The organism is Vibrio sp. RM-41-2B, assembly GCF_024744415.1.
Classification (GTDB): domain Bacteria; phylum Pseudomonadota; class Gammaproteobacteria; order Enterobacterales; family Vibrionaceae; genus Vibrio; species Vibrio diabolicus.
Genome location: NZ_JAMQWD010000004.1, coordinates 15,568 through 41,656, shown reverse-complemented (window position 1 = coordinate 41,656; position 26,089 = coordinate 15,568). Strand labels below are relative to the sequence as shown.

Here is a 26,089-nt window from a genome sequence, read left to right as displayed (position 1 = left end):
GACACTGTCGCGGCATTTTTCATGGTTGGGGGAACTCAATTCATACTGTTTGCCAGTATGTGAGCCAGGTTGACTAAGTCTGACTCTTGAACCAACCAGTCTCGGCGGCCAAACCGAAAGGCAGCTACGCCATTCTTAAGACAAGATGAAATCATCACCTTTTCTTAATCCTAGTTTATGAATATGAAACTGTGATGAACCTAAGCCGCACTGTGCTGATTTTCACTGTTTTCAAGATCAAATGAGGCATCTATCAGCTTTTTCGTGTAGTCATTTTTAGGGTTTTGGAAAATATTTTCGGCTGTACCTTGCTCCATGACCTCGCCTTTTTGCATGACAAGAACACGGTCAGAAAGAGCTTTGACGACTGATAGATCGTGGCTAATAAACAAGTAGCCAATGTTATGCTTTTTCTGTAAATCTTTCAGGAGATCAATCACAGTCAGTTGAACCGAGCGGTCCAATGCAGAGGTCGGCTCATCAAGCAAAATAAACGAAGGTTCAAGGATCAGTGCTCGCGCGATAGCAATACGCTGACGCTGGCCTCCCGAAAACTCGTGCGGATAACGGTTGATGGACGCGGGATCTAAGCGAACCTCTCGAAGCACGTCGCGTGCTTTCTGCATACGTTCTTTTTTACTCAACATTGGCTGGTGGACAGTTAATCCTTCTGTGATGATCTCACCGATAGTCATACGAGGAGAAAGCGAACCATAAGGGTCTTGGAACACCATCTGAACGTCTTTTTTCAGCTCAAAACGTTCTTTGTTTGTTAGCAAAGCCATATCTTGGCCTTTATATTCTATTTTACCTGTGGATGGCAGGAGGCCTATCAGTGCGCGGCCGAGGGTAGACTTGCCTGAACCGGATTCCCCAACAATCCCGAGTGTTTCCCCTTGTTTGAGCTCAAGAGAAATGCCTTTTACGGCTTCGAAGTACTCATTTTTACTGGCAATAAAATGCGACTTTATCAAGAATTTGACTCGTATATCGTCAGCTTTTAATAGTTGTGTAGCACTCTCGCTAATAGGGTCCTTACTGCCTTTTGGAATAGAGTTGATCAGCATACGTGTGTATTCGTGCTTTGGGTCTTTGAAGAGTGTTTGCGTTTCGCCTTCTTCGACGACTTCCCCTTTACACATCACAATGACACGGTCGGCAAAGTGTTTTACGACGCCTAAATCATGAGTAATAAATAGGATTGCCATGCCCATCTGAGCCTGAATTTCTTTAATCAGGTGCAGCACTTCTGCTTGAACCGTGACATCTAACGCGGTGGTTGGTTCGTCGGCAATTAAAATATCGGGTTCGTTAATCAATGCCATTGCAATCATGATGCGTTGCAACTGACCGCCAGAAAACTCGTGCGGATATTTGCTGTACGCTTTCTCTGGCTCTGGCATGTGAACCAGTTCAAACAGCTCTAACACTCTCGCTTTGGCTTTCCGTCTATCCACTGGACGGTGGCACATGATGGCCTCAGCAACTTGGATCCCCACCCGCATGTATGGGTTCAGTGAGGTCATCGGCTCCTGAAAAATCATACCGATACGATCACCGCGAACGCTTTGCATTTCACGCTCCGTTTTATCCAAGATGGAGCTACCCTCAAACATGATGGATGAGTTCGTATGCAAAATAGCGTTGTCTGGCAATAGTTTCATCAGTGCATTGGTTGATACTGACTTGCCAGACCCAGACTCGCCAACGATGGAAAGCGTCTCGCCTGCTTTTAAATCGAAGCTAACATTCTTTACTGCATCGACGATCCCATCGTTTGTCGTAAAGCTGACCGATAGGTTATTCACCGAAAGAATGGTTTTAGAAGACATCACAGATCCTTGTGGTTGGTAAAGCAAATGATACTCAAGCAATGGACAGCACAAACCTAGCTGGCCTAAATGCTTGGGCTTTAGATTAATTATAAAGGTGAGAAGGCGAAGACTTTGCCGAACTCATCGCTTGCAAATGCAAAAACTGCTCATGTGCGCGCGTTACATGGTCTAGCTCAATCATCCATTGAGCATTGCGTTGAGCAGAGCAAAATGCCGCCATATGAGCTAACAAGTCTTCACTTTGTTGACCAAGTAAATGACCCACACGCTCAATAAGTTCATGATTCTCTAATTGCAAGAATTGGAATAGTGCGTACGTTTGATTGAGTGTTGAAAAAGCATCGCGCTGTAATCCGAGTTTGTTGAGAATCTCCGATTGTGCGACGCACGCATCTCTAAGCCCGGTGATGAGACAGACAAACTGACAAGGTTTGGTTTGAGCATTTTCGAGCGCCGAATGAATGTGGTTCGGTAGATTGCTGAGTACATCGTCGTATAAACGATGTGCCTCGGGCCAGTGGCCTTGTTCCATCAATTGCTCTGCTTTCAAGTAGCGCATCCAGCATTGCTCAATATTCATGTCCATCTCCACAAGAGTTGATTTGTTTTGATATTAAATGAAATTGATTATCAATTGCAAGTGAGTATTGATATCACTTTTGTGCTCATAAAATGTCCAATCAAACTAGGGTGGAAGGTAAATCACTTAAAATTAAGCAAATAATCTCTACACTCAAATGACGAAAATAAGAAAAAAGGAAGTGGATATGGCAATACTAAGATTGGAAGCTAAGCAGCTATATTCTGTAGCAGATCTAGAGAATATGCCATGTAAGTCGACCAAGGAGTTACCTCCAATTGATGAGATTGTGGGCCAAGAGCGCGCGCAAAAAGCGGTCGAGTTTGCGATGTCCATCAAAGAGAAAGGGTATAACATCTACGCCATTGGTCAGAATGGGCTAGGTAAACGCACCATGATCCTGCGCTATCTGAATCGTCACCAGCACGATGCAGCAGCCTTGTTTGATTGGTGTTACGTTGCGAACTTTGAAGATACCCGCACACCCAAGGTATTGAAGCTGCCTTGTGGTATCGGGAATAAGTTACGTGTTGATATTGAAGCCTTAATGGGCAAACTACTGAATGCTTTACCCCTAGCGTTCGACAATGAAATGTACTTTAGCCGCGCTGAGCGATTAAAAAATCAATTGGCAGCGAAACAACAAAACGAGCTGGACCGCATTAGCCGAGAGGCAAAAGAGAAAGGCATTAGCTTGACGCTTACCACACAAGGCGATTATCAGTTTGTCGCCATGAATGGTGACGAGCTTCATACGGAAGAGTCTTTTGATGCACTAAGTAAGAAAGAGCAAGAGCAGTTCAGCGATGCTATTGATGAACTCGAAGTGCGATTACGCTCGATGGTCCGTGAGCTCACGGAGTGGGAAGAGACGTACAGCGATAAAATCAAAAAGCTTAATGATGAAGTGACGCTCGATGTGATTACTCACTTCATCAAAAAACTCAAAGTGGATTACGCGGAATATTCTGAAATCAAAACGTACTTAACTGAGCTGCAAAAAGATATTGTTGAAAACGCAGATATCTTCCTTGATCAAAGTGGTGAGCAAGGCGAAATTGCAACGGCGTCGTTGGATAAAAAATTGCCACGTCGTTATAAAGTGAACGTCTTGGTAAGCCGCAACAGCAGTGACTTTCCTATCGTTGTTGAAGAAAACCCCAATTACCATTCGCTCTTCGGTTCGATTGAGACTGCCACTTTCAAGGGAACCGTGTTTACCGACTTTTCGCTGATTCGTGCGGGGAGTTTGCATAAGGCGAATGGCGGCGTTCTGTTAATGGATGCACAGAAAGTGCTTGAACAGCCTTACGTTTGGGATGGTTTGAAGCGCGCACTGCGTGCTCGTCAATTGAGCTTTACCTCCCTAGAAAAAGAAGTGACATTGACAGGGGCGGTATCACTCGATCCCGAGCCTATCCCGCTCGATATTAAAATCATTCTGTTTGGTGACTACCGAACTTATCAATTGCTGCAGCATTACGATCCAGAGTTCAGTGAGTTGTTCCGAGTGACAGCGGATTTTGAAGATGAGATGAAGCGAACGCCAGAGTCGGAACTGCACTATGCGCGCTTTATTTCTAGCGTCGTGAACGATAACAATATGCTGCACTGTGATAGAAAGTCCATGGGACGGATTATCGAATACAGTTCACGCTTGTCTGGTGATCAAACCAAGCTATCACTCCACTCTGCCAATATTGCGAATTTATTACGTGAGTCAAACTACGTTGCTCGTCAAGCCAACTCCAACATGATCCGTATCGGTCATGTGGAAGAGGCGCTCAAGAACCAAGAAATGCGAGTGAGCCGATTACGCGACAATGTGATGGAAACGTTTGTCAACGGTACAACCTTGATTCGCACTGAAGGGAAGGCTATCGGTCAAGTGAATGCCCTCTCGGTATTAAGCACCAGCGACTACATGTTTGGCGCGCCGAATCGCATCACCGCGACGACGTGTTACGGCGATGGGGATGTTATCGATATCGAACGCAGTGTGGATTTGGGCGGCAGTATTCACTCTAAAGGCGTGATGATTCTATCGGCCTACTTGTCTTCCGTGTTTGGTAAAACGGCGCGAGTACCATTAACCACAACGATTACGTTTGAGCAATCTTATGGTGGTGTCGACGGTGATAGTGCCAGCATGGCAGAGCTATGTGCTGTGGTGTCTGCTTTTTCAAAGCAACCAAACCGACAAGACATTGCGATTACAGGCTCAATGAATCAGTTTGGTGAAGCTCAGCCGATTGGTGGTGTGAACGAAAAAATTGAAGGCTTTTACGATGTGTGTGTGATTAAAGGTCGTCATGAAGGGCAGGGGGTCATTATCCCGCAATCTAATGTTCATAACTTGATGCTCCGTTCCGACATCGTGAAAGCAGTAGAAAAAGGTGAGTTTAATATTTGGGCGATTGATCATGTCACTGAAGCCATCGAGCTGTTCACGGGGAAAGTCGCCGGTGAGCCAACCGATGAAGGTTCTTATCCAATAGATACGATTTTTGGCCTTGCTCAAGCTAAGCTCAATTCGTTGAGAAAATAGCCTAAAACCGTCCTAAATGTGAATGTATCTCATCATAAGTGATCACAATTTATCATAACGACAATATCCCGACACTACTGTCGGGATATTGTCAATAACAGATTGAAAATGGGGACTTTTTGTACTAGACAAAAGTGTGATCGACCTCTAATATTCGCCACTTGTTTATTCGTCTGGGAACTTTCCCGTCGCAAGGAAGCATAGATATTCAAATAACCGAAATGCAGCTTCAGTATTAAGAGTTGCTTGAGTTCGTTTGGATATAGGCATCACGCATACAACTGAGGTCCAGTCATGCAGTTATCACTGAAAAATTTGTCAGTACGAACGCAAATTTTGGTTCCGGTATTATTTACCGCGATTGTTTTGTTTATTGCTTTGTGGATTACTAAAAACAATCTTCAAGCTGAGCAAGATGTTATTGCTTCCAACCAAGAGTCTTTGGTTTTCCATAAAGACACTTTGGCGCGTATTGACGATGAAATTTATCCACTTCGTATTACAGCGGTTTACGCTATCTACGACGCTTCCCGTCGTGAAAATTTTCTTAATGAATTGAAAGAAGGCTTAAAGCAGGTTGAAGCTGATTTAAGTGCGATTGAAGCTCGCAATCTGTTTCGTGAAGATGCGATTAAAGTTCGCCAAGCGATCGAAGCCTATGTTCGATATTCAGAGCGCTCAGTGGCTTTCTTTAACCAGTACGATCAAGGCTTGAAATCGGACAGTGAGTACCGTGCATTCATTAAAGAGTACCGTAATGTTGGCCGAGAAATGGTTCAACAAATCAATACTCTGTCGAAGCATGTGAATGATCAAGCAGAGCAGTCAACCATAAGAAGCCATCAACAGAATGAGCGTGTACAAAACAACGCTATGCTGACAGTTCTTGCGGTATTTGCGTTCTCATTGGTGGGTGCGTGGATCTTATCAGGCATGATTGTTACGCCTATTCAAAAACTTCAAGAAGTGATGCGTCAGTTAGCAATGGGCAACTTGTCAGTTCGCGCAGATGTAGACGGTGATAACGAAATTGCGAAGCTGAGCAAAGATGTTAACCAAACAGCAGAACAGCTTTATAACACGGTCGACCAGCTTACTCGCATCAGTGAAGAGGTTGCCTCGGCATCGACTGAGCTTGCCGCAGTAATGACGCAAGCAGAAGCGAATGCTCAGCTAGAGCTCGCTGAGATCGAACAAGTTGCATCGGCTGTTAATGAACTTGCCAGCACGGCAAACAACGTGAGCGACAACGCAACGTCTGCGGATTCGACAGCTCGCGAAGCTGATGGTCTTGCGCAATCAGGTCTGGCTATCTTCCAAGAGAGCGCAGAAGCAAGCGCACAGATGTCTCAGGCATTGAACGATGCAGCGCAAGTGGTACTGCGTTTAAAAGAGCAGTCGGTTCAGATCAACGACGTTATTGAAGTGATTCGCGGTGTCTCTGAGCAGACCAACTTACTCGCATTGAACGCTGCGATTGAAGCTGCGCGTGCTGGTGAGTCTGGTCGTGGTTTTGCGGTTGTTGCGGATGAAGTACGTATGCTCGCGGCACGCACTCAAGACTCGACTCAAGAGATCCAAACGATTATTGAAGAACTTCAAGCGCAGTCTGGGCTTGCGAATGACAGCATGCAAGTCAGCCTTGATATGCTCAGTCGTAACAACGAACTGACGCAACAAGCGAATGAGGCATTGGTTGGTATTACCGAGTCGGTAGCCAACATTAACGATTCAAACACGCAAGTGGCAACCGCAGCCGAAGAGCAGTCTCAAGTCACTCAAGACATCAACCGCAACGTGGTTAACATGTCTGAACTCGTTAACCAGAATGTGGCGGGTATTAGTCAAAGCGCAAGCGCGAGTACTGAGCTTTCATTACTTGCAGAGAAGCAGAAAGAGCAATTGAGCTTCTTTAAGCTTTAATTCGCTATTCGCCTAACAAAATGTATAAATCCCTGAGCTATTGCTTGGGGATTTTTTTGTTTGTGAGAAACTGATTTAAAATCAGGAAGTCTATCTAAAACAGTCATTTAGTGAAAATATTTTGCGAGCAAAATCACATATAATGAGATTGTTTTTACATTTTTTGCGTCAATTTTTTTTTGACGCGAACGATTTTTTTACCTCAACCGATAACTTGATGGTTGAGAGGTATTCATATCGTCATTTTACTTGGTGTTTTCTTCTATAAGTGCTGTTTATTCAACGCGTTGCGTGAAAAATAACAGCTGCTACTATGCCGCCAGTTTTCTCGTTGGTACAGAAAAGTCCTGTTTTTCTGGTGAGAAAATACATATAAAACAATGATATGGAAAATAACAATGAAATTAAAAACTTTAGCTGTAGCAGTGGCGCTAATGGCATCAGGATCTCAAGTTGTCGCTTCAGAACTATACAACCAAGATGGCACTTCTCTTGAGATGGGCGGCCGCGCTGAAGCGCGTCTTTCTATGATGGATGGTAAGGCAAAAGACCGTACTCGCATCCGTCTTAACTTCCTAGGCAAACAGGAAATCAATGAAAACCTATACGGTGTTGGTTTTTGGGAAGGTGAGTTCGAAACAAAAGAAGAAGGTGCCGTAGATAACAACAGTGATCTTGAAACTCGTTACGCTTACGCAGGCCTAGGCGGTAAATACGGTGAAGTAACTTACGGTAAAAACGACGGTGCATTATTCGTTCTTACTGATTTTACCGATATTATGGCTTACCACGGTAACACTGCAGCACTTAAACTGCCTGTATCTGACCGTACAGACAACATGCTGTCTTACAAAGGCCAATTCGAGCAACTAGCTGTACGTGCTAGCTACCGCTTTGCTGATCGCACAACAGATGCAAAAGGTTTTACAGACAACGAGGAAGATGGCTTCTCTCTATCTGGTATCTACGCATTTGCTAATACTGGTATTGAACTAGGTGCTGGTTATGCAGACCAAAACGATAGTGATGAGTTCATGCTTGCTGCTGCATACTCTGTAGGTGATTTCTACTTCGCTGGTAACTACACAGGCGCAGACGTGGATGTTGCAGGTGAGTCTGCGGATTACAAAGGCTACGAACTAGCTGCATCATACACTATGGGTCAAACTGTATTTACTTCTACGTTCAACAAAGGTGAGCTAGAAGATGCTGATACTGTAGAAAACCTAGCTGTTGATGTTACTTACTACTTCAAGCCTAACTTCCGTGGCTACGCATCATACAACTTCGATCTAATGGATAACGAAGGTGCTGATGAAAAAGATGAGCTAGCGCTAGGTCTACGTTACGACTTCTAAGTCGAAACTGTTATCTAAGATTCTGCCTTATTCTTAGTAAACAAAACCCCTTACTTTACAGTAAGGGGTTTCTTGTTTTCCGGGTATCAAAACTGGCCGATGCTTGGTGCTCGTTATCAAAGCTACCTTTTTAGTGTGAGTTTAGTCCCATCAAATTTTAGGTGACTCAGGAGACTTTTAGCGTTGGTTTTACCAACCTCATCAAACTCCATTCCATAGCGAGCATGGTGTGTCGATTTTTGTAAGTTACAAATACGACCTCGCAATGGCGCGAGCATGTGGCTTTCACCGGGCATGGTTAGGTCCAATGAAACGCGATCACCAACCTGAAGTGGTCGGCTCATTGGTGATGTCACAAAGCGGCACCCACTACGAGATAAATCTCTTATCTCGCATTCAGTTCGATAGGCTTCTAAACAAACGCGCGCTCTCAAATTCACTTCGTAACGTACTTCTTTACGAAGCTGAAAGACCTGCATGGTGTTAGGTAGACTTAGCACTAAAATTGGATACGGGTCGCCGAGTCGGTGCTGCAATTGCGCCCGAAATGGAATGACAGCACCTTCCCCTCGATGAGAGTACGCTTTTACATTGATCCAAAAGCCTTCTTGAAAATAGAATTTCAAGTCCTCATCGGAGATGTTCGGAACCTCTATCAATGCGGTATTATTTGAGTGACAGCCGACAAATGTGCTGGTTGTAATAAACTTGGTACCAACAGGTGTCGTGACGTTTAAACTTACTTCACTGCCATGTTCGACCATTGCCATTGCATCGGTGCTATTTAGTGTACTTGCCTGACGTTCGGGTGCCTTCTTGCTTTGCAGAGGTAGTTTGCCGTCTCTGGCAATAGGGCTCATATTTCTCATTATTATTGTCGTACCTGATTTGAGAAGGTAAGGGCGTGAAGTGACAGAGCACTTCCGCATGGTGTTGATTCTATTCAGTGATATAGTTTGATTCAATCAATCCGTAACAAAAATTAGAGAGCAAGATATGCATAAAGTAACTCATGAAGTTGAAAACAACACATTTTGGGTTGATTTAGAACAAGGTTATAAAGCCAAGGTGGTTTATCAGCTTGAGAATAATGTCATGCACATCACATCAACCGTAGTTCCTGAAGCATTACGAGGTAAAGGGTACGGAAAAGTGATGATGGAAGCGGTATTGCCAGAAATTGAGGCACTCGGTTATCAAATCAAACCAGTCTGTCCATATGTCATTCATTATATGGAGAAAAACCAAGCGTGGTCACATCTGCTTGCATGATGATGAACGACAACCAGCAACGTTACCAAAGCATTGGCCAGGAGCTAAAGCTCGGGAATTATCAATCGGTAGAAGTCATACAATCGCTATGGGGAGGCTATGGTGAGTTAGTCCGAGTTACTTATTCAACTTGCTCGTTGATCATTAAGCATGTAAAACTCCCTAAGCCTTCAGAGCATCCAAGAGGCTGGAATACTGACCGATCTCACCAAAGAAAGCTGCACTCTTATCAGGTGGAAGTGAATTGGTATACGGATTTTTCCAGAGAGGTGAGCACTCGCTGCCGAGTACCACAAGGTCTAAAAACGTTCCAATCGGAGAATGAATGGCTCATCGTGATGGAAGATCTCGCCGAGGCAGGCTTTCCAAAAGTCATCACCGATGCAAAGCTAGAACATCTACGAGCCTGCCTTGCTTGGTTGGCGAACTTTCATGCGCGCTACATCGGTGTTCGCTCGGATAAGCTGTGGCATAGCGGCACGTATTGGCACTTGGCAACCAGACCCGATGAGCTTGAGGTGCTGCAAGACACCGAGCTAAAAGATGCCGCTCAATTGATTGATCAAACGCTTTCGCAAGCCAAGTTCAAGACGTTTGTACACGGTGATGCCAAATTGGCGAACTTCTGTTTTGATCGAGAAGAATCAAGCGTTGCTGCGGTCGACTTTCAATACGTCGGACATGGCTGTGCGATGAAAGACGTAGCACTGTTCATGAGCAGCGCCGTCAAGCCAGAACGTTGTGCAGAGATGGAAGTTTGGGTCTTGGATACGTATTTTGCTCAGTTGCAACAGGCGTTAATGGTTTATCATCCGAATCTTGACCCCAATGAAGTCGAGCGCGAATGGCGTCCTTTGTTTGCGGTTGCGTGGGCTGACTTTCAACGCTTTGTGAAAGGCTGGAGCCCTGATCACTGGAAGATCAATCCTTACACAGAAGCACTGACTAGTAGAGCGCTGGCTCACTTACGAAAGTGAGTAGAAGTTTAAGAAGAAAAGCCTCCAATTAGGAGGCTTTGATTTATTTTTTACTTGGCCTGATACGTGCCATGTAATAGGTATTGATGAACTCGCCATCTCGGAAGGAGCCATCAATCGCTTCGCCCTCAATTTGAAATCCATGCTTTTTGTACAGGCCAATGGCGGTCTCGTTGTCGGCATTAACTTCTAACTGGATGCGTCTTACATTCAACCAGTTATCCGCCAACTCGATGATGGTTTCAATTAACTTACTTCCCACGCCTAGGCCGTGAAACTGGTCGTGAACGCTAATACCAAACGCGGCCGTGTGCGCCGTTCTTGGACGCTGCGAGTGATGAAAGCCAATGTTACCCACTACTTTACCATCGATTTCAGCGACGTAGCTGTAAACGCCAGCGGGCATATTTGACAATCGTTCTACCCACATTGCGAGCGAAGGTTTTGGGAGTTGCAGGGTTTCACGTTGTGCTTTTGGTTGTGAATAGATTTCTACGAGTGCCGCTGCGTCTTCAACGGTTGTTGGACGTACGATAATTTCCATGCTTCTCTCCTTCGCTTTTTAGTATTAATTTTCAATCTAACCATAGTTCCTTATTTTGGATAGTATTTTTTTAAGTTTGAGAGATAAACACCTTTTAAATTAGGTTGTTATAGCGATGTTTTTCTAAATTTTAGTAGTCATTTATCTTTGAATTTAGCGAATAGATTGCAAAGGCGTTGAATTATTGTACTGAAAATGGCGTGCACGGCAGAGTATCGTGGTGAATTTCATGTTGGAGGAAATAAATGGAATTATTCAAACTGTGACGACGGCACTGTATATCAGTTGACTTGAATCAATTGAGGGTGGAGTTACCTCTTATGAGGTATGGGGAAGAGGTACGTTTAGCGCTATTTATGCTTAACTTGATAAAGGAGTTTCGTTGAGGAAATAGCATGAAATCCTCTCAGTCTAAAACATCGCAAAGTCGGCGTCGATTTTTGCGTGATACTGTCCGAACTGCGGCAGGCGTTGGCGCAGCGGCATGTGTGTTGGGCTTACAATCGCTGCAAAGCCAAGCTCGAGAAACGAAAGGTGTGCCTATTCGCCCACCCGGTGCTTTGCCAGAAGGCGATTTCGAATCAGCCTGTATTCGATGTGGCTTGTGTGTTCAAGCATGCCCTTACGAAACATTGAAACTTGCGACATTACTTTCACCCGTCGCGACTGGCTCACCTTACTTTACTGCACGCGATATTCCCTGCGAAATGTGCGAAGACATTCCTTGTGTTGTCGCTTGTCCGAGTGGGGCGCTGGATCCGAAACTAACCGATATTGATGATGCTCGAATGGGTACAGCGGTTCTTATTGACCATGAAACTTGCCTTAACTGGCAAGGATTACGATGCGACGTTTGTTATCGCGTTTGTCCGCTGATTGATGAAGCCATCACGTTAGAGACGGTTCACAACGACCGAACTGGCTATCACGCCAAACTTATCCCAACAGTGAATTCCGAAGCGTGTACCGGATGCGGTAAGTGCGAACAAGCGTGCGTGTTGGATGTCGCTGCTATTAAAGTCGTCCCGACGGATTTGGCGAAAGGCAAAGTGGGCAGTCACTACAATTTTGGTTGGAAAGAGATCGACAAACCACTCGAAAATATCCTCCCTAGTGAGACGCCTGTGCCGGAAGGTGCGCTTGAATCGTTAAAAGGAGGTAAGTAATGGCAAAGAACTTAGCTCAAAATGCTGGCAAAGAAGCGGTAGAAAAGCTTGGTTGGTGGCGCGCGCATCGGTTTCTGGTTTTACGTCGGCTATGTCAGCTCACCATCATTGCGCTGTTTATGGCTGGGCCGACATTAGGGGTTCTAACCGGTAACCTCTCATCGAGTATGTTGCTCGATACGGTCCCTTTAAGTGACCCGTTAATTTTGCTTCAAGCTTTGGCGACAGGGCATGTTCCGGAGTTTAATGCGCTGTTAGGCGTAGTGATTGTCGTGGTGTTCTACGCGATTTTAGCACCGCGCGCATTTTGTGCGTGGGTGTGCCCGTTAAATATCGTGACAGATTTGGCGGCTTGGCTGCGCAGAAAGCTCAACATTAAAGCGAGCTATCGTTGGTCTCCTACTATTCGTTATTGGCTGATCCCTGTTTTGATGTTGGGTAGTGCGCTATCTGGCGCGATTCTTTGGACATGGTTAGATCCAGTGGCGGCACTGCATCGCGGATTGGTGTTTGGTATGGGCGCAGGTTGGGTGTTGATCGCACTGGTGTTCGTACTGGATTTACTCTTAGTTGAGCATGGGTGGTGTGGGCACTTATGTCCACTGGGTGCTACCTATGGCGTGATAGGCCGAAAAAGCCTGTTGCGCGTTACTGCTGTTCGCCGCGAAGATTGCACCAAATGCATGGATTGCTTTTACGTCTGTCCAGAACCTGAGGTGCTTCGACAACCATTGAAAGAGGGGGATCGTCGAGTTATGGATCAAAACTGCATTAGCTGTGGCCGCTGTTTGGATGTGTGTCCAGAACATGTGTTTGAATTTAAGAATCGTCTAACAGTAAAGAATATCGATTAAGTTACTGAGCCTCATCACTGGCGTTTTTACCTATTTCTCTCGATATTTCAACATCGCGCTTAACCAAGGAATTGAGTGCGATGTTTATCTTCATAACAATATCCCTATGCAATATCTGCTTGGTTTGGGTTGAAAATAATAATGATATTGCGAATTTGTTACATTTGAAGCTATGATGATGCCTTCAAATTTAAAGGAAACATCATGACTACCTCATCGCAAGGCTGGAGAACGCCGCAAAATTTCCTCCTGTTAATTTCCATTATCGTGCCCATTGCTTTTTCTACCTGGATGGCGTTGTTGAACAACTTTGTTATCGAGAAAGCGAACTTTGATGGCGCTGATATCGGTTTACTTCAAAGTGTTAGGGAAGTACCTGGCTTTCTAGCTTTCACTGCGGTATTCGTTTTATTTTTTATCCGTGAACAACGCTTTATGCTCGTCTCTTTGGCGATGCTTACGCTTGGTACGGCATTAACAGGTTATTTTCCCACTTTGTACGGTCTACTTTTTACCACCTTGTTAATGTCCACCGGTTTCCACTACTTTGAAACACTAAAGCAGTCTTTGTCTTTACAATGGCTATCGAAAGAAGAAGCCCCGGAAATACTGGGTAAATTTATTTCTGTTGGGGCTTTGGCTTCTCTGTTTACCTACGGCGCCATTTGGGTTTCGCTCGAACAGCTCAAACTTGATTTTAAAACGGTCTACTTAATGGCTGGTGGCCTAGGTTTTGTGCTTATTTTGGTGATGGCATTTGCTTTCCCTCAATTTAAAACAAAAGTGCCTCAAAACAAGAAACTCATTCTGCGTAAACGTTACTGGTTGTACTATGCGCTCACGTTTATGAGTGGTGCTCGCCGTCAGATTTTCACTGTTTTCGCTGGCTTCTTGATGGTCGAGAAGTTTGGCTACTCTGCCGCAGACATTACCTTGCTGTTTTTGATCAACTATGTCTTTAACTTCTTGTTTGCGAAGCGAATCGGCCGCTTCATCGGCGTTGTTGGTGAGCGTAAAGCGCTGATGTTTGAGTACGTCGGTTTGATCTTCGTATTCGTCGGTTATGGTTTGGTGCAAACCGCGGAGTGGGCTGCTGCATTGTATGTTGTCGACCATTTGTTCTTCGCGCTAGCGCTTGCTATCAAAACCTACTTCCAAAAAATTGCCGATCCTGCCGATATGGCGTCGACCGCTGGGGTTGCGTTTACTATTAACCATATTGCGGCGGTTGTGATACCAGTTACGTTTGGTGTGATTTGGCTGGTTTCTCCTGCTAGCGTATTTTACATCGGTGCAGGTATGGCGGCTGTGAGCTTACTGCTGTCACTCAATATTCCAGCGAAGCCAGAAGAGGGCAATGAGACCCGCTTATTAAAGTGGAGCTAAGTTGGTACTTACTATCTAGTAATAGAATTTAATTACTGTTAATAGCTTCATTGAATTGGGTGCTTAGGCACCCCTTTCTTTATCCTCATGTTGTGTCTTCTATGGTTGTACATATCTATTGGGTCCGTTAGGGTTTTATACCTAAGTATGTTGAAATTACTCGGGTACAACATGAGTCGAAACACTAAGGAGAGTTTTACAGTGCAGGTACATGGCAGGGAGTTGGATTTAGATCTAGGAAACCGTCACGTCGTTATTCAACGTCGCTATGAGGCGTTAGGTGCTGCAAACGACCTACTCATTGCTATTTGGTTTTTAATTGGTAGCTTTTTCTTTTTGAATGATTCGTTGATTGAAAGCGGGACTTGGCTGTTCATCGTAGGCAGCGCGCAGTTGATCATTAAGCCCCTGATAAAACTGATGAGTTTAGTTCATGTTGGTCGCTTAAATAAGCAACTTTCTGGCACATCAACGAGCCGCTGAGATTACACGCCTATTTTGAGCACCTGCAAGCAAGAGGCTAATGAGCGGGTTATCGAGGGGAAAAAGGGAAACATAACGTGGTCACAACACTAACCACGTTATGTTCAGTTTGAAGCTTTAGAATTTAAAACGGATACCAGAACAGTTGTGTGTCCATAACACGCTTGCTGATCGCAGCAATCACTATCACCGCAATCTCCGCCATGCAGATCATATCGGCTTTGGTAAGTGGTTTTAGGCTGTACCAAGTGCGAGATGAGTGACGGCCAAAACCACGTAGCGTCATCGCGTTTGAGATTTGGTCTGCTCTGTCCAAACTAGAGAAAATAAGAGGGCCAAGAATCTTCGCCACGTTCTTCATACGAGTGAACAACGGAGCCTTCTTACTCAGTTCTACTCCGCGTGCTTGTTGCGCGTGCATGATGTTAACAAAGTCCTTTTTCACTTCCGGCAAGTAGCGCAGCGTTAAGCTCACGGCATAGGCGATTTTGTAAGGCACACCCAAGAGGTTCAAGCTAGCTGAAAACTCCGTCGGGTGAGTGGTAAATACAAACACTAACGCGATTGGGAACATGCTGAAGTATTTCAACGTCACTGTTACTAGGTAAAACAACGTCTCTTGAGTGAGCGAGTAATTACCGGGTAACGAGAGTAAAACCGTTGATGAGCCCATGAACTCAGTGCCTTGTTGCGGCGCTAACGCGAACATAAACAGGGCATTGATCAGCAATACCGTGCCTGTACCGAGTAAAAGTGGTTTGTAGACATGAAATGGCACTTTGGTCATTTTCAATAAGCCCAAACCAAGCACGATCAACAGTGCAATGATTCGCAAGTCAAACGTGGTCAACACCACCGTTACCCAAGCAATGAAAAGCAAGAACTTAGTAATGCCATTCAACTTATGAAGTGGCGATTGGGTATCGATGTAGTTGATACCAAACTTCATCTTATTGTCTTTCATGCCACCGCTTTCTCTGGTTGGTTTACTTCGCTGCTTTTTTGTTGGCGGTGCTCTTTTTCTACATTGATAAAATGCTGCATAAAGCCATTGGTGTCTTCGATGCCAACTTTCGTAGCCAACTCAAACAGACTTGTTGTGGTGAGGTTTGCTTGGTCTAGTAGCTCTGGACTGCTGAATACCTGCGTCATTGGTGCATCCGCGACTAATTTACTGTCTGCAATCACGATAGAGCGCGTGGTGTATTCCAGCACTAAATGCATGTCATGAGATATGATCATCACGGTTACGCCCAACTCGCGATTGAGCTTTTCGATGAAACTCAGCATAGACGTGTAGTTCCGGTAGTCCTGACCTGCCGTCGGTTCATCAAGGATCAGAAGCTCTGGTTCCAAGACCAGAATTGACGCAATGGTCACGCGCTTTTTCTGGCCATAACTCAATGCTTCGATTGGCCAGTGACGGTATTTGCTCAAACCGCACAGCTCAAGGACTTCAAGTACTTTAGCTTCGATTTGTTTCTCTTCAATGCCACGATTACGGAGGCCGAAGGCCACTTCGTCGAAAATCATGTGATGGGAAATCATGTGATTCGGGTTTTGCATCACCACGCCCACTTTCTGGCTGCGCTCGAAGATGGTTAGTTCGTTAAGATCTTGACCATTCATGCTCATTGAGCCGCTATCCGCTTCAATAACGCCCATAATCAGTTTGGTGATGGTCGATTTACCCGAGCCATTTTTGCCAAGTACAGAGACAAACTCGCCACGCTTGATGTCAAAACTCACGTCTTCTAACGCGTTTTTCTCACCGTCGTAAGAATAGGTGAGGCCACGGACTTCAAGCAAAGTCTCGGCTGGCGTTTTAGGTGGTTGTGCTGTTGAACCATCAAACCATGCTTGTACTGCTGGTTTATATTGCTCCAACGGTAAGGTAGTTAAGCTAGAAGGTTTTGCATCGCCCTCAATCGCGCAGCCTGCTTCTTTCAGAGCCGAAATATAAAGCGGTTCGCGGATGCCGTAATCTTCTAGCAGAGGCGACGCTAAAATTTCATCTGGCGTTGTATCGGCAATGATTTCGCCGCTTTCCATCAAGATAATACGGTCAACTGAGCGATGCAGAACGTCCTCAAGACGATGCTCAATGATTACGATGGTTTTGCTTGTTTCGCGGTGTAGCTCATCGATGATCTCGATGGTTTTTTTACCCGTTTTAGGGTCAAGCGCAGCTAATGGTTCATCAAACAAAAGGATATCGACGTCATCGACGAGAATGCCCGCCAAAGAAACACGCTGTTTCTGCCCGCCAGATAAATCGTGGGGAGAGCGATCTAACATCTGTTCCAAGTCGACCATTTTGGCCGTGGCTTTGACCAATGGGTACATGTCGATGTTAGAAGTTAGCTGGTTTTCCAGCGCAAATGCGATGTCTTCGCCAATGCTCAAGCCGACAAATTGGCTGTCCGTATCTTGCAGTACGGTGCCAACTTGCTCAGTGTATTGGTGCATGTCGAAAGGGGCGGTGTCTTGACCATTGATGGTCAATGTTCCACTGGTTTCCCCTTTGATTGCGTGTGGGATCAGTCCGTTAAGACATTGCCCAAGGGTAGATTTACCACTACCACTTGGACCTATAATGACGATTTTCTCTCCTTTCTCTATCCTTAGATTGATATTTTTTAGCGTCGGTTTGTCCAGCGACTCATATCTAAAAGAGAAGTTAGAAAATTCGATTGTCATTCGACATTAAGCCTCTGTTAAGTTACGGCTTTGCTTGTTACGTTTAGCGACAGACTTAAGAATGAAGAAGCCAACAATAGCAATAAGAATGGTGTTACCGATCGCGATAATAGAAAGCTGGGTAAACACTTTAGTGAACGGTTCTGCGTATAAAATCGTGTCGAGGAATGCAGAGCAACCGTAACCAAATACGTTGCCTAATAGCGCAAGTACTACGAATAACGCGAAGTCTTTCATATTGAAATCGCCTTTCTCTAAACGGTAGCGCGTTAGAGAAGGGAATAGACCGATAATCAAACCAACAATACCTGAACCAAGTACCCAAGTGAGCCATACGCCCCAACCTGCGAATAGGTCAGTGACCCAGTGGCCAATAAAACCAACCAAAAAGCCAACAAGTGGGCCAAATAGTACTGAGAACAATGCTAATACTGCCATGGCTGGTTTTAGCGTTGTGTTTGCAAACACAGGGATGCCAAACATAGGTAAGCCACCGATGCCGTAAAGAGCAGCACCAATTGCAATAACCACAACGGTTTTAGCAGAAAGATTCATAGATAACCTCAGTTCAATGGTCGATTTTAAAGAACGTTCATTTATATTGTTGGAAAGCATTGGTTATTTGATTGTGTAACATATATCCAAAACAACCAAGTTGCTTATTGTTTGCTCTATTTTTCTTCAGGAAATGTGTGATTTGATTCACGTATCCCTTTGACTGGCTTTGTTTTTTAGCAAGCATTAAAAATAAGGCGCGCATTATACAGAATATTGATAAAAGTGGGAATGCTATCTGTCTGGATGGCTAGAATGAAATCGGAGGCTGATTGTCAGCCCCCGATTACACTTTCTGATACTATTTTCATCGATAAATGAATGAGCTAGCTGTTCATTAATGGTCTAGGTACAAATAGTTCTGCCAGCTCTTCATGCGAATCAGCACTTTGCGCATCACTGACACGTGAGTAAAGCTGTCTGAGTAAACGGCGACTTCAACCGCGGTACCCATTGGTAGGTGGTATTCGCTCAAATCGTCCGTGATTTTCAGCTTCGCAAATACACGTCCGCTTGTGCGCAGGGCATCGGTACCAAGCAGAGCACCTCTGGCTTGAATTTGGCTTTCACCAATAGCTGGAATCACGTCGATGACTTCGCCACGGAACACTTTGCCCGGAATTGCGCGGAACATAAACTCCGCTTCAAAGCCTGCCTTCAAACGTTGTAGCGAGTTTTGTCTGAACGCCGCGGTGTACGTAATGTCTTCGGTATGCACGAAGGTCATTGCAGGGGCAAGCGGCAACGGCACAGCCATCACACCAGGGCGCAAAGCCAATTGCGTAACGTAACCATCGGTTGGCGCACGAACGACGGTTTGCTCTAGGTTAAACTCTGCTTTACGCAGTTCTGCGAGAAGTTGCGCGACTTGGGTATTTTCGCCTCCGATTTCAGAGTCCAGAGCGATTTGCGCTTGTTCTTGTTGCAAAATCGCAACGTCTAACATGGCTTCTGCCGCTTTATACGCTTGGCGTCGAGTATCCAAATCTTGTTCAGTAAACGCGCCGCGATCAAAGCCCCTTTGATATCGGCTAAATTCTCTTTGTGCTTTATCTCTATCGGCTTGCGCTTTCAAAACCGCCGCTTCTGTTTCTCTCAAGTCAGACTCTAAACCCAACGCACCTTGGCTTGCTTCTTTCACTTTCGCTTCAAGGCGTGCGACTTCCGCTTCAAAAGGCACAGGGTCGATTTTGAACAGAATATCGCCCGTTTTGAGCGGTTGGTTCGCTTGAACGGGCACTTCCACAACGCGGCCACGTACACCAGAGACGATAGGCGTAGTTGGGAACACTTGGTTACCTAACTGAGTAAATGGGTGGTTGTAGTTCATAAGAAGGACGAGTGTGCCCACTAACACTACGCCGCCAAGTACGGCTGTGGGTACAGTCCATTTGTTCAAAGGAATATTAAAGACTTTAAAAATGGCGATACAAAGGGCTGTATAAGTCAGAATCAGCAATAAATCCATTATTCGTCCTCTTTACTTTGTTCAGTCAAAGGCCTTTGCTGAATCTTTTGTTGTTTCAACATCGATACTTCGTTTTTGAGTTCGTTGACTTCGTCGATGAGCTCTTCAAGACGGTGATGAATGTCGTGCGTTTCTTGCTCAAGTTGTTTGAAGCCCCAGCCTCGCTCCTTGCGCCACAATGTTGCCCATATCCATAAAAATGGCCACAGTGCATGTAAAGTGAAAAGGCTAACCCAGCCTGCGTAATGAATTGCGTCTTGATGAGGGTGTTCGCGTTCTTTAGCAATTTCATACGGAATATCATGAATAACGATAATCCCGTAGAAGATCACCAAAGCAACGAAGATGAGTAACCCAAGTGCAAAATAGTCTAGAAACATCTTACCTGCCTGTGCTTGTTACCTAATGGAAAATCTTACGTAAATGAACAGTTTAAGTATTTGTCTTAACTATCGTTCAATCAAGTTATTTTGTACTTGAATTATGTTTATGCGATATCCGTATCGATTGCTATTCGGGGACAATAAGAAGTGAAGGCGACTATATTCAAACTAAGTAGTAATAAAGGAAGGAATAGAGAATAAAAGCCACGGTTATGCCCCAAGTGAAGATTGGGGCATGGTTTAAAGTTCGGTACAGACTTGGTTTCGGCCATTGGCTTTGGCGCGGTACAAGGCTTTGTCGGCGCGGTAGAAGGTACGTTGGGTATTCTCTCCTTCTCGATGTAAGGTAATCCCGATCGATACGGTCAACCCCCGCTCGCCAAGAATATCGTCCCAACCATATTGATAAATGCGTTCGCGGTAATTCTCGGCATGCATTTCTGCCCGTCCTAGATTGCTATTCTCTAGAATGACAAGAAACTCTTCACCGCCAAAGCGAACGCAAGAAGCGCCTTTAAATTTGAAGTATCCTGCTAATTCTTGAGACACACGTTTAATCGCTTTGTCTCCAACAAGGTGACTGAGCTCGTCATTGATGGACTTAAAGTGGTCAATATCGATGACCATCAACGCAAATTCAGTATCGTGCAAAAGCAGGTCTTTGAGTTTGACTTCTAACCAACGTCGGTTGTGCAAAGAGGTTAGCGGGTCAGTAAAGACATCTTGCTGTAGTTGGGCGACCGTATTCTTATGTTGTTTGGTGGTTTCCTTGAGCTCTTTGTTTTCAAGTTCTGACAAAATGAGTTTGAGCTGTAGCTCAAAACGAGAAAGTCGACGTAATTGAGTAGAACCCAATTCACTAATTGGAATGTGTTTGACAAGGTCAGATTCAATGCGAAACGCTTTTTTTTCACAGTTTAATGCTTTCTGAAATAACCCTTGAGAAGCGTAAACTTGACTCATTGCGTTGTAAAAATGCTGAGCGACAAGAGGAGACGAGTGCTTCTGAATTCGTTTACCGATAGAGTCCAGCACTAAGTTGGCTAAAGAGATGTGTCCGACACCGTTTAGACAATATGCGGTCTCGATTTTGACCATTGTGGACAACCAGTACGTGGTAGCACTGCCCGTCGTATACTGAACATTCGAGATAGCAAGCAATGCGTTAGGGTAATCCTCTTGCAAACGATGCAGTTTGGCTCGGTAGAGATGAATTTGCGCAGCAAGGTTTTTATCACTGACGAGGATACTTAGCTCTTCACACTCACTCAATAATTCTTGTGCGTCTGCGGTACGGTTCAAACTGATGTAACAAGCAAGCATGTAAAGCTTGTAGCGCAGACGTAGGGAGCGACTGCTAATGGCGTGATCGATCGCATCGATTTTTTGGTAATAACGCAAAGCACGATGGTGATCCCCATAGGCATCGCACAAATTGCCCATTCCAATAATAGCCAGTACGTACTCATCAATATAGCCATATTCGACGGCGATATTCGTTGCAGCAACATACTCGGTTAATGCTGCGTTGTAGTCACCTACTTCTACTAAACGATCACTCAAGCTTGCTTTTACAGACAGAATATCTTCTACATCGTCGGGTAAAACGAGCAACTCAAGGGCTTGTCGTAGTTCTTCGATGCTGTCGTTGAGCTGTTTAATTTCTCGTCGATACTCGGCACTAATGATATAGCAATGTGCTTTTTCTCGGTTCGTGGACGCAATATGTAACCCGATGTGCTCCCACAGCGTAATCGCTTCTTCACCAGAGACGGAAGAAGGATCGATGCCTGCGTCAGTAACCTTGCTAAGCAGTTGTTCCATGCTTCATTACCTCAATATAGCTTTCTTCGAGTTGCTCTAAAGTGAATGGGAAGGTCAGGATATCTTGCAAATACAGTATCGGTTTGGGACCTTTCAGCCCGCGACGTTTCCATGGATAGATGTCTAACATTGCCTGAACCGTGCGATAGACATCTTCTGCTGCTTGACCTTTCTCTGCAATTAACATAGCTAGTCTGTCACTGGAAATTCGTGAGATGAGATCACTTGAGGTCGTCAATGCATGAACTAGCTCAGTACAAACATCGAGAAATTCGGGGTTTGCATGCTGAATCATAATGATCGCGTGGTTGGAGCGTTTGAGCTCTGTTTTAAACAGAACTAACTGTTCCCACCAGTAGGTCTCGGACACAACATTAGAAAACTGTTTTTCAGGGTCATACTCATGTTGAGAACGGATTCGATTAATCAGCTTACGCGCTCGTTGCTCTAGCTGGCGTTTGGAGCCGCGTGCTTTATCCATACTGACTCGATGAGTCTGTTCTTTGAGCATTTTGAGTGCATGTTTACGGTATTTTTTAAACGCGTTAAACGCTGATTCAAAATCACCTTGCTCTTCAGCGACTCGAGATTGCTGAAAGCAAATCTGACTTAGTAGCTCGCCGTTGTCAAAACTAAGCGCGGACTCTTCTGCTGCGAGTAGTAACTTTGCTGCACTATCCGTATTTTTGCGCAAGAGTTCGAGCCTTGCGCGGCTAATAAACGAGTGTGCCTTCATCCAAATGAGATCATGTTCAATAGCGAGTTTATGGGCCTTTTGTGTGGCTTCTTCTGCGGCATCAAGGCGTTCTAGCCCAAGTAGCGCTAGGCCTTTAAAGTCCCAGATTTCGGCTTGCCATGTGCTGTCATCATGATCTTTTAGTACTTCGGTTGCACCATCCAGCACAGTGAGCATTTCGACAAACTTATTCAGTAAGTAATAGTCCCAAGCCAACAGGATACGAGCTTTGCCTTCCAACCAAGCAATACGGACGTTGTTTGCCACTTTAACGGCCAACTCATGAGTGGAAGCGGCAAGTTGATGCTCATTTGTGATGCGCCATACGTTGCCAAGCCCAATTAGAGATTCGATTTGAATTTCAATATCATCAACGAGGGCGGATTGTTCGAGTGCATTAATCCAATATTGTTGGGCTGAGTAATACTTTGCTTGTCCCCAATATTGGAGAGCAAACAAATGAAGAATTTCGGGCAGGTGGTCGTCGGTTTCAAGTTGGGTTTGCTTGCTGTAGGCGTCTTTGACTAGCTTTAAGCCTTGTCGGTAATCCATTAGGCACCAACAGCACTGCGCCATTATCAGCAATGCTCTGATTTCACCATCCACAAATAAAATTTGCTCCGCGCGGATACGGTATTGCTGCGCAATACTGAAGGTGTGTTCAGGGGCCGTTTTTATTTGGCCTTTAAGCTTTTTGAGCTCATCTTCTAGCTGAATTTGGTTTTTATCCAACGTTCACATCCATGACTATCGAACTGGAATTCACACCTAATATTAAGTGGTTAGATGCATGTTTTATTACCAAAACGATGCGGATAGCGCTTTGGTAAACGATTAGGTGCCGTAATGTATACTGTCACAGCCCCTAATTACTACATCTAAATGCCAATAGTTACGATAGGAGCTGTTTGATGGTCAAAGGAGCATCAGTGACTTCTAGCCTTTGTGCGGCGGTAAGACCCTGCTTATCCTGATAGCACAAATTATGCCAAGCTCTGAATATATCTAAAAGAGGTAAAATTCCAGCAGGTCGTAATTTGCGACGTGGCTCGTTAATGAAGCTTTCGAAAAGGATCTGGAAGCGATTTTGATAGAACTGCACATGGCGAGTTGTTGCAACGTTAAACCATTTCTCGGGCTCATTTCTATCACCTGCAAGGTAGCAAATGCCTTTGTGGCTTTCGTCTTGAGTGGAGATCGCCCAGCGATCTCGCCACCAGCTCATATAGGCGATATCGACCTTGCCAAAAGGTGTGCTCATGTCCCAATTTGCATCTTCTTCTACGTACATCAAGTCGACATTTTTCTCTTTAATTCGAGACAAACAAACGCTCAGTGCTGCCGAACGTAGTAGGGGGTCTTGAGGCATATATAGAGATACACGTTTGTTGGGGCAACACATATCAAGTACATGCAGGTAATGAGCGTATGATGTGTAAGGCGGACGAACTAATGCCCCTTTAGATGGGTAATGGAATACGGAAAGATTACCAAGAGGATCTTCCACGTTACCGCGAGCCAAAATGGTTTGGTATTTTTGGTCAATACGCTCACGCAGGAGGTTCGAAGGTTCCGCTGGCGGTTCACTTGCTTCCGCTGTGTACTCTTGGGAAACAAAACGAGAGACCTCGTCGTACGGGTTATGGTCTAGCGTGGCGATGGGCTCTTCATCAGCAGAATAGTTCACATGTTGACAAAGAATATAGCCTGAGTGCGCTTCACCAGAAACAATCCAGTAGACACCATTATTGCTGTTTGGCTGCAATGCAACATAATTTGAGGCCAATTCATAGTGCGTTGCGTGGTTTACCCAACGAGCATCAATAGTGGCTAATTTACGGCGACAGCGACTCGCAATATGATCAACATGATCGTAAAAGGTTTTCGGGTTGATACTGAGTTTTCGGCAGATCTCGCGTACAGAGTAACCAGTAAACAATAAGCCCATTAAATTCTCTTGGAATTGTAGCTTTTTGTTCGCGCCTGACCATTTATCAACAAAGGTACTTTGACACGCTTTACAACGGTAACGTTGACGATCACCACTGTAACCGAAAGCGTGGTAGAGGTGTTTATGTGTGTGGACGGATAGTCCAAAGTTCTCGCAATCATCATTGCGGCACGCAGGCAACCCGTCACTGTGGACGTGTCGCAGGCGATGAAGTTCGTTCACGACATCGCGATTGTTAAGTAAGGGGGGGAAAGCTCCACATTCACGGCATACCATCGCCGGACGTTTAGGGTTAGCATGTTGCAGAACGTAACGCTTTGCATCACTCAATCCAAAGTTGTCACACGCCAATGTTTTACAAAAGTTGAGTTGTAACCCATCTGCGTCTTTTGGCAGTTCGCCGTTAGACACAATCGCCCCCTCGGGATAATTCGGGCAGCCAGCAATAACTCTGGCTGCAAATTATTACTTACTACTTGTTCTTAGATGTTGATTGCGGTTTCTAGCGCAACTTTCATCATGTCGTTGAACGACTTTTGACGCTCTTCTGAGCTTAGTTTTTCGCCACGGATGATGTGGTCAGAAACCGTTAGGATGGTTAACGCCTTCGCACCTAGGTCTGCAGCAACACCGTAGATACCAGCCGCTTCCATGTCTACACCTAGGATGCCTAGTTTTTCCATCTTCTCGAAGATGTCAGCTTCTGGTGTGTAGAACAGGTCTGCAGAGAATACATTACCAACTTTCACTGGTACTTGTTGAGCACGTGCTTGGTTTACCGCTTCTTCTAGAAGGCCGTAGTCAGCGATTGCAGCGAAGTCGTGGTTGTTGAAACGGATACGGTTTACTTTAGAGTCTGTAGAAGCACCCATACCGATAACAACGTCCATTAGGTTAACGTCGTCACGTACCGCACCACAGCTACCTACACGGATTACGTTTTTCACGCCGTATTCTGCGATTAGCTCGTGTACGTAGATACAGCAAGAAGGGATACCCATGCCGTGACCCATAACAGACACTTTTTTGCCTTTGTAAGTGCCAGTAAAGCCGAACATGTTACGAACGTCACAAACTTGCTTCACATCTTCAAGAAACGTTTCTGCGATGTATTTAGCACGTAAAGGGTCGCCTGGCATTAGAACCGTTTCAGCGAAATCACCTGGTTGTGCATTGATGTGTGGGGTTGCCATAAGTGCTCTCCAAAGTTTTGTTTTGATAAAACGCCTCTAGTATAGAACGCTATTACCAATTCTGTTGAACTTGTTCGTTTTCGTTGAAGCAATAATATCGGGACGTACAGTGGCCCCTTGAGAGCTTAGTCACAAAAACCACGCTTTTAGAAACCATGAACATCATTGATAACTAAATCTGTTGAAAGCAAAAGAGCAATCGATTCGCTTTTGAGCGATTTGTCGATTGCGCGCACAAAATGGACATTGAGAACATAAAAAACTTTTGAGAAAGCGCTGATCGAAATGCTCTTGAGAAAAGTAAAACGATTAAATTGTACAGTTTATTTTCTTGTACAATATAAAAAGCCTTG

Annotated in this window: 22 protein-coding genes; 9 read left to right on the top strand and 13 right to left on the bottom strand. The window is 44.9% G+C overall.

Annotated elements, in window-relative coordinates; translation table 11 throughout:
- Nucleotides 1-200: 200 nt before the first annotated feature.
- Both NB463_RS01670 and NB463_RS01665 read right to left on the bottom strand, forming a co-directional pair.
- Nucleotides 201-1,832, bottom strand: coding sequence for an ABC transporter ATP-binding protein (locus tag NB463_RS01670; protein WP_256899178.1), 1,632 nt, complete (start codon nt 1,830-1,832; stop codon nt 201-203).
- Nucleotides 1,833-1,917: 85 nt separating this feature from the next.
- Nucleotides 1,918-2,415: a hypothetical protein gene (locus NB463_RS01665; RefSeq protein WP_054866850.1), complete on the bottom strand. Its 498-nt coding sequence runs from the start codon at nt 2,413-2,415 to the stop codon at nt 1,918-1,920.
- A 187-nt stretch (nt 2,416-2,602) separates the two neighbouring features.
- Between NB463_RS01665 and NB463_RS01660 the strand changes: the two genes are divergently transcribed.
- From NB463_RS01660 to NB463_RS01650, 3 genes are all read left to right on the top strand, one after another.
- Nucleotides 2,603-4,963 (top strand): Lon protease family protein, encoded by a 2,361-nt coding sequence (locus NB463_RS01660; RefSeq protein WP_005394880.1) that lies wholly within the window; start codon nt 2,603-2,605, stop codon nt 4,961-4,963.
- A 294-nt stretch (nt 4,964-5,257) separates the two neighbouring features.
- Nucleotides 5,258-6,886: a methyl-accepting chemotaxis protein gene (locus NB463_RS01655; RefSeq protein ID WP_005394881.1), complete on the top strand. Its 1,629-nt coding sequence runs from the start codon at nt 5,258-5,260 to the stop codon at nt 6,884-6,886.
- Between the two features lie 398 nt (nt 6,887-7,284).
- Complete coding sequence (locus NB463_RS01650) at nt 7,285-8,244, top strand: porin (RefSeq protein ID WP_005394882.1); 960 nt, start codon at nt 7,285-7,287, stop codon at nt 8,242-8,244.
- Between the two features lie 122 nt (nt 8,245-8,366).
- On the opposite strand, the gene NB463_RS01645 is transcribed toward NB463_RS01650, so the two are convergent.
- Complete coding sequence (locus NB463_RS01645; RefSeq protein ID WP_043884593.1) at nt 8,367-9,113, bottom strand: flagellar brake protein; 747 nt, start codon at nt 9,111-9,113, stop codon at nt 8,367-8,369.
- 127 nt (nt 9,114-9,240) lie between these two features.
- Between NB463_RS01645 and NB463_RS01640 the strand changes: the two genes are divergently transcribed.
- Both NB463_RS01640 and NB463_RS01635 read left to right on the top strand, forming a co-directional pair.
- A complete protein-coding gene (locus tag NB463_RS01640) occupies nt 9,241-9,516 on the top strand; it encodes a GNAT family N-acetyltransferase (RefSeq protein WP_006741945.1) in 276 nt (91 codons plus the stop codon).
- Entirely contained in the window at nt 9,516-10,493 is a 978-nt protein-coding gene (locus tag NB463_RS01635) for a phosphotransferase (RefSeq protein ID WP_405054825.1), read from the top strand. The genes NB463_RS01640 and NB463_RS01635 overlap by 1 nt, the downstream gene beginning before the upstream one ends.
- A gap of 43 nt (nt 10,494-10,536) precedes the next feature.
- Here the strand turns inward: NB463_RS01635 and NB463_RS01630 are convergent, their stop codons facing one another.
- Nucleotides 10,537-11,037, bottom strand: a complete 501-nt coding sequence (locus NB463_RS01630; protein WP_258430793.1) for a GNAT family N-acetyltransferase — start codon at nt 11,035-11,037, stop codon at nt 10,537-10,539.
- A gap of 395 nt (nt 11,038-11,432) precedes the next feature.
- On the opposite strand from NB463_RS01630, the gene napG reads away from it, so the two are divergent.
- The 4 genes from napG to NB463_RS01610 all read left to right on the top strand — a co-directional run bounded on the left by napG (nt 11,433) and on the right by NB463_RS01610 (nt 14,926).
- Nucleotides 11,433-12,203, top strand: coding sequence for a ferredoxin-type protein NapG (gene napG, locus NB463_RS01625; RefSeq protein ID WP_258430792.1), 771 nt, complete (start codon nt 11,433-11,435; stop codon nt 12,201-12,203).
- Entirely contained in the window at nt 12,203-13,057 is an 855-nt protein-coding gene (napH, locus tag NB463_RS01620; protein ID WP_258430791.1) for a quinol dehydrogenase ferredoxin subunit NapH, read from the top strand. The genes napG and napH overlap by 1 nt, the downstream gene beginning before the upstream one ends.
- Before the next feature lie 204 nt (nt 13,058-13,261).
- Entirely contained in the window at nt 13,262-14,443 is a 1,182-nt protein-coding gene (locus NB463_RS01615; protein ID WP_258430790.1) for an MFS transporter, read from the top strand.
- A 171-nt stretch (nt 14,444-14,614) separates the two neighbouring features.
- Nucleotides 14,615-14,926 (top strand): YrhK family protein, encoded by a 312-nt coding sequence (locus NB463_RS01610; protein WP_074190695.1) that lies wholly within the window; start codon nt 14,615-14,617, stop codon nt 14,924-14,926.
- Between the two features lie 124 nt (nt 14,927-15,050).
- On the opposite strand, the gene NB463_RS01605 is transcribed toward NB463_RS01610, so the two are convergent.
- The 9 genes from NB463_RS01605 to deoD all read right to left on the bottom strand — a co-directional run bounded on the left by NB463_RS01605 (nt 15,051) and on the right by deoD (nt 25,736).
- Nucleotides 15,051-15,890: an energy-coupling factor transporter transmembrane component T family protein gene (locus NB463_RS01605; protein WP_258430789.1), complete on the bottom strand. Its 840-nt coding sequence runs from the start codon at nt 15,888-15,890 to the stop codon at nt 15,051-15,053.
- Complete coding sequence (locus NB463_RS01600) at nt 15,887-17,626, bottom strand: ABC transporter ATP-binding protein (RefSeq protein ID WP_258430788.1); 1,740 nt, start codon at nt 17,624-17,626, stop codon at nt 15,887-15,889. The genes NB463_RS01605 and NB463_RS01600 overlap by 4 nt, the downstream gene beginning before the upstream one ends.
- A gap of 6 nt (nt 17,627-17,632) precedes the next feature.
- On the bottom strand, nt 17,633-18,181 hold the full coding sequence (locus NB463_RS01595; RefSeq protein WP_005375133.1) for an ECF-type riboflavin transporter substrate-binding protein: 549 nt from the start codon (nt 18,179-18,181) through the stop codon (nt 17,633-17,635).
- Between the two features lie 337 nt (nt 18,182-18,518).
- Nucleotides 18,519-19,649, bottom strand: coding sequence for an HlyD family secretion protein (locus NB463_RS01590; protein ID WP_258430775.1), 1,131 nt, complete (start codon nt 19,647-19,649; stop codon nt 18,519-18,521).
- Nucleotides 19,649-20,029 carry a DUF3302 domain-containing protein gene (locus tag NB463_RS01585; RefSeq protein ID WP_006741936.1) on the bottom strand — a complete coding sequence of 127 codons (381 nt, stop codon included), beginning with the start codon at nt 20,027-20,029 and terminating at the stop codon, nt 19,649-19,651. Before NB463_RS01585 ends, NB463_RS01590 begins: the two co-directional genes overlap by 1 nt.
- Nucleotides 20,030-20,272: 243 nt before the next feature.
- Nucleotides 20,273-21,856, bottom strand: a complete 1,584-nt coding sequence (locus tag NB463_RS01580; protein ID WP_258430771.1) for a diguanylate cyclase — start codon at nt 21,854-21,856, stop codon at nt 20,273-20,275.
- Complete coding sequence (locus NB463_RS01575; protein ID WP_047009573.1) at nt 21,840-23,324, bottom strand: tetratricopeptide repeat protein; 1,485 nt, start codon at nt 23,322-23,324, stop codon at nt 21,840-21,842. Before NB463_RS01575 ends, NB463_RS01580 begins: the two co-directional genes overlap by 17 nt.
- Before the next feature lie 160 nt (nt 23,325-23,484).
- Nucleotides 23,485-24,954, bottom strand: coding sequence for a hypothetical protein (locus tag NB463_RS01570; protein WP_005394913.1), 1,470 nt, complete (start codon nt 24,952-24,954; stop codon nt 23,485-23,487).
- Nucleotides 24,955-25,025: 71 nt separating this feature from the next.
- Nucleotides 25,026-25,736, bottom strand: coding sequence for a purine-nucleoside phosphorylase (gene deoD / locus NB463_RS01565; RefSeq protein ID WP_005394915.1), 711 nt, complete (start codon nt 25,734-25,736; stop codon nt 25,026-25,028).
- Nucleotides 25,737-26,089: the final 353 nt, after the last annotated feature.

What these genes read in the sequence shown, in the direction of transcription:
- NB463_RS01640 (WP_006741945.1), top strand. Translation starts at nt 9,241, where the DNA reads ATGCATAAAGTAACTCATGAAGTTGAAAACAACACATTTTGGGTTGAT.
- NB463_RS01605 (WP_258430789.1), bottom strand. Translation starts at nt 15,890, where the DNA reads ATGAAAGACAATAAGATGAAGTTTGGTATCAACTACATCGATACCCAA.
- NB463_RS01600 (WP_258430788.1), bottom strand. Translation starts at nt 17,626, where the DNA reads ATGACAATCGAATTTTCTAACTTCTCTTTTAGATATGAGTCGCTGGAC.
- NB463_RS01635 (WP_405054825.1), top strand. Translation starts at nt 9,516, where the DNA reads ATGATGAACGACAACCAGCAACGTTACCAAAGCATTGGCCAGGAGCTA.
- NB463_RS01585 (WP_006741936.1), bottom strand. Translation starts at nt 20,029, where the DNA reads ATGTTTCTAGACTATTTTGCACTTGGGTTACTCATCTTCGTTGCTTTG.
- NB463_RS01595 (WP_005375133.1), bottom strand. Translation starts at nt 18,181, where the DNA reads ATGAATCTTTCTGCTAAAACCGTTGTGGTTATTGCAATTGGTGCTGCT.
- NB463_RS01580 (WP_258430771.1), bottom strand. Translation starts at nt 21,856, where the DNA reads ATGGAACAACTGCTTAGCAAGGTTACTGACGCAGGCATCGATCCTTCT.
- NB463_RS01665 (WP_054866850.1), bottom strand. Translation starts at nt 2,415, where the DNA reads ATGAATATTGAGCAATGCTGGATGCGCTACTTGAAAGCAGAGCAATTG.
- NB463_RS01655 (WP_005394881.1), top strand. Translation starts at nt 5,258, where the DNA reads ATGCAGTTATCACTGAAAAATTTGTCAGTACGAACGCAAATTTTGGTT.
- NB463_RS01610 (WP_074190695.1), top strand. Translation starts at nt 14,615, where the DNA reads ATGAGTCGAAACACTAAGGAGAGTTTTACAGTGCAGGTACATGGCAGG.
- NB463_RS01645 (WP_043884593.1), bottom strand. Translation starts at nt 9,113, where the DNA reads ATGAGAAATATGAGCCCTATTGCCAGAGACGGCAAACTACCTCTGCAA.
- napG (WP_258430792.1), top strand. Translation starts at nt 11,433, where the DNA reads ATGAAATCCTCTCAGTCTAAAACATCGCAAAGTCGGCGTCGATTTTTG.
- NB463_RS01615 (WP_258430790.1), top strand. Translation starts at nt 13,262, where the DNA reads ATGACTACCTCATCGCAAGGCTGGAGAACGCCGCAAAATTTCCTCCTG.
- NB463_RS01670 (WP_256899178.1), bottom strand. Translation starts at nt 1,832, where the DNA reads ATGTCTTCTAAAACCATTCTTTCGGTGAATAACCTATCGGTCAGCTTT.
- deoD (WP_005394915.1), bottom strand. Translation starts at nt 25,736, where the DNA reads ATGGCAACCCCACACATCAATGCACAACCAGGTGATTTCGCTGAAACG.
- NB463_RS01660 (WP_005394880.1), top strand. Translation starts at nt 2,603, where the DNA reads ATGGCAATACTAAGATTGGAAGCTAAGCAGCTATATTCTGTAGCAGAT.
- napH (WP_258430791.1), top strand. Translation starts at nt 12,203, where the DNA reads ATGGCAAAGAACTTAGCTCAAAATGCTGGCAAAGAAGCGGTAGAAAAG.
- NB463_RS01650 (WP_005394882.1), top strand. Translation starts at nt 7,285, where the DNA reads ATGAAATTAAAAACTTTAGCTGTAGCAGTGGCGCTAATGGCATCAGGA.
- NB463_RS01590 (WP_258430775.1), bottom strand. Translation starts at nt 19,649, where the DNA reads ATGGATTTATTGCTGATTCTGACTTATACAGCCCTTTGTATCGCCATT.
- NB463_RS01630 (WP_258430793.1), bottom strand. Translation starts at nt 11,037, where the DNA reads ATGGAAATTATCGTACGTCCAACAACCGTTGAAGACGCAGCGGCACTC.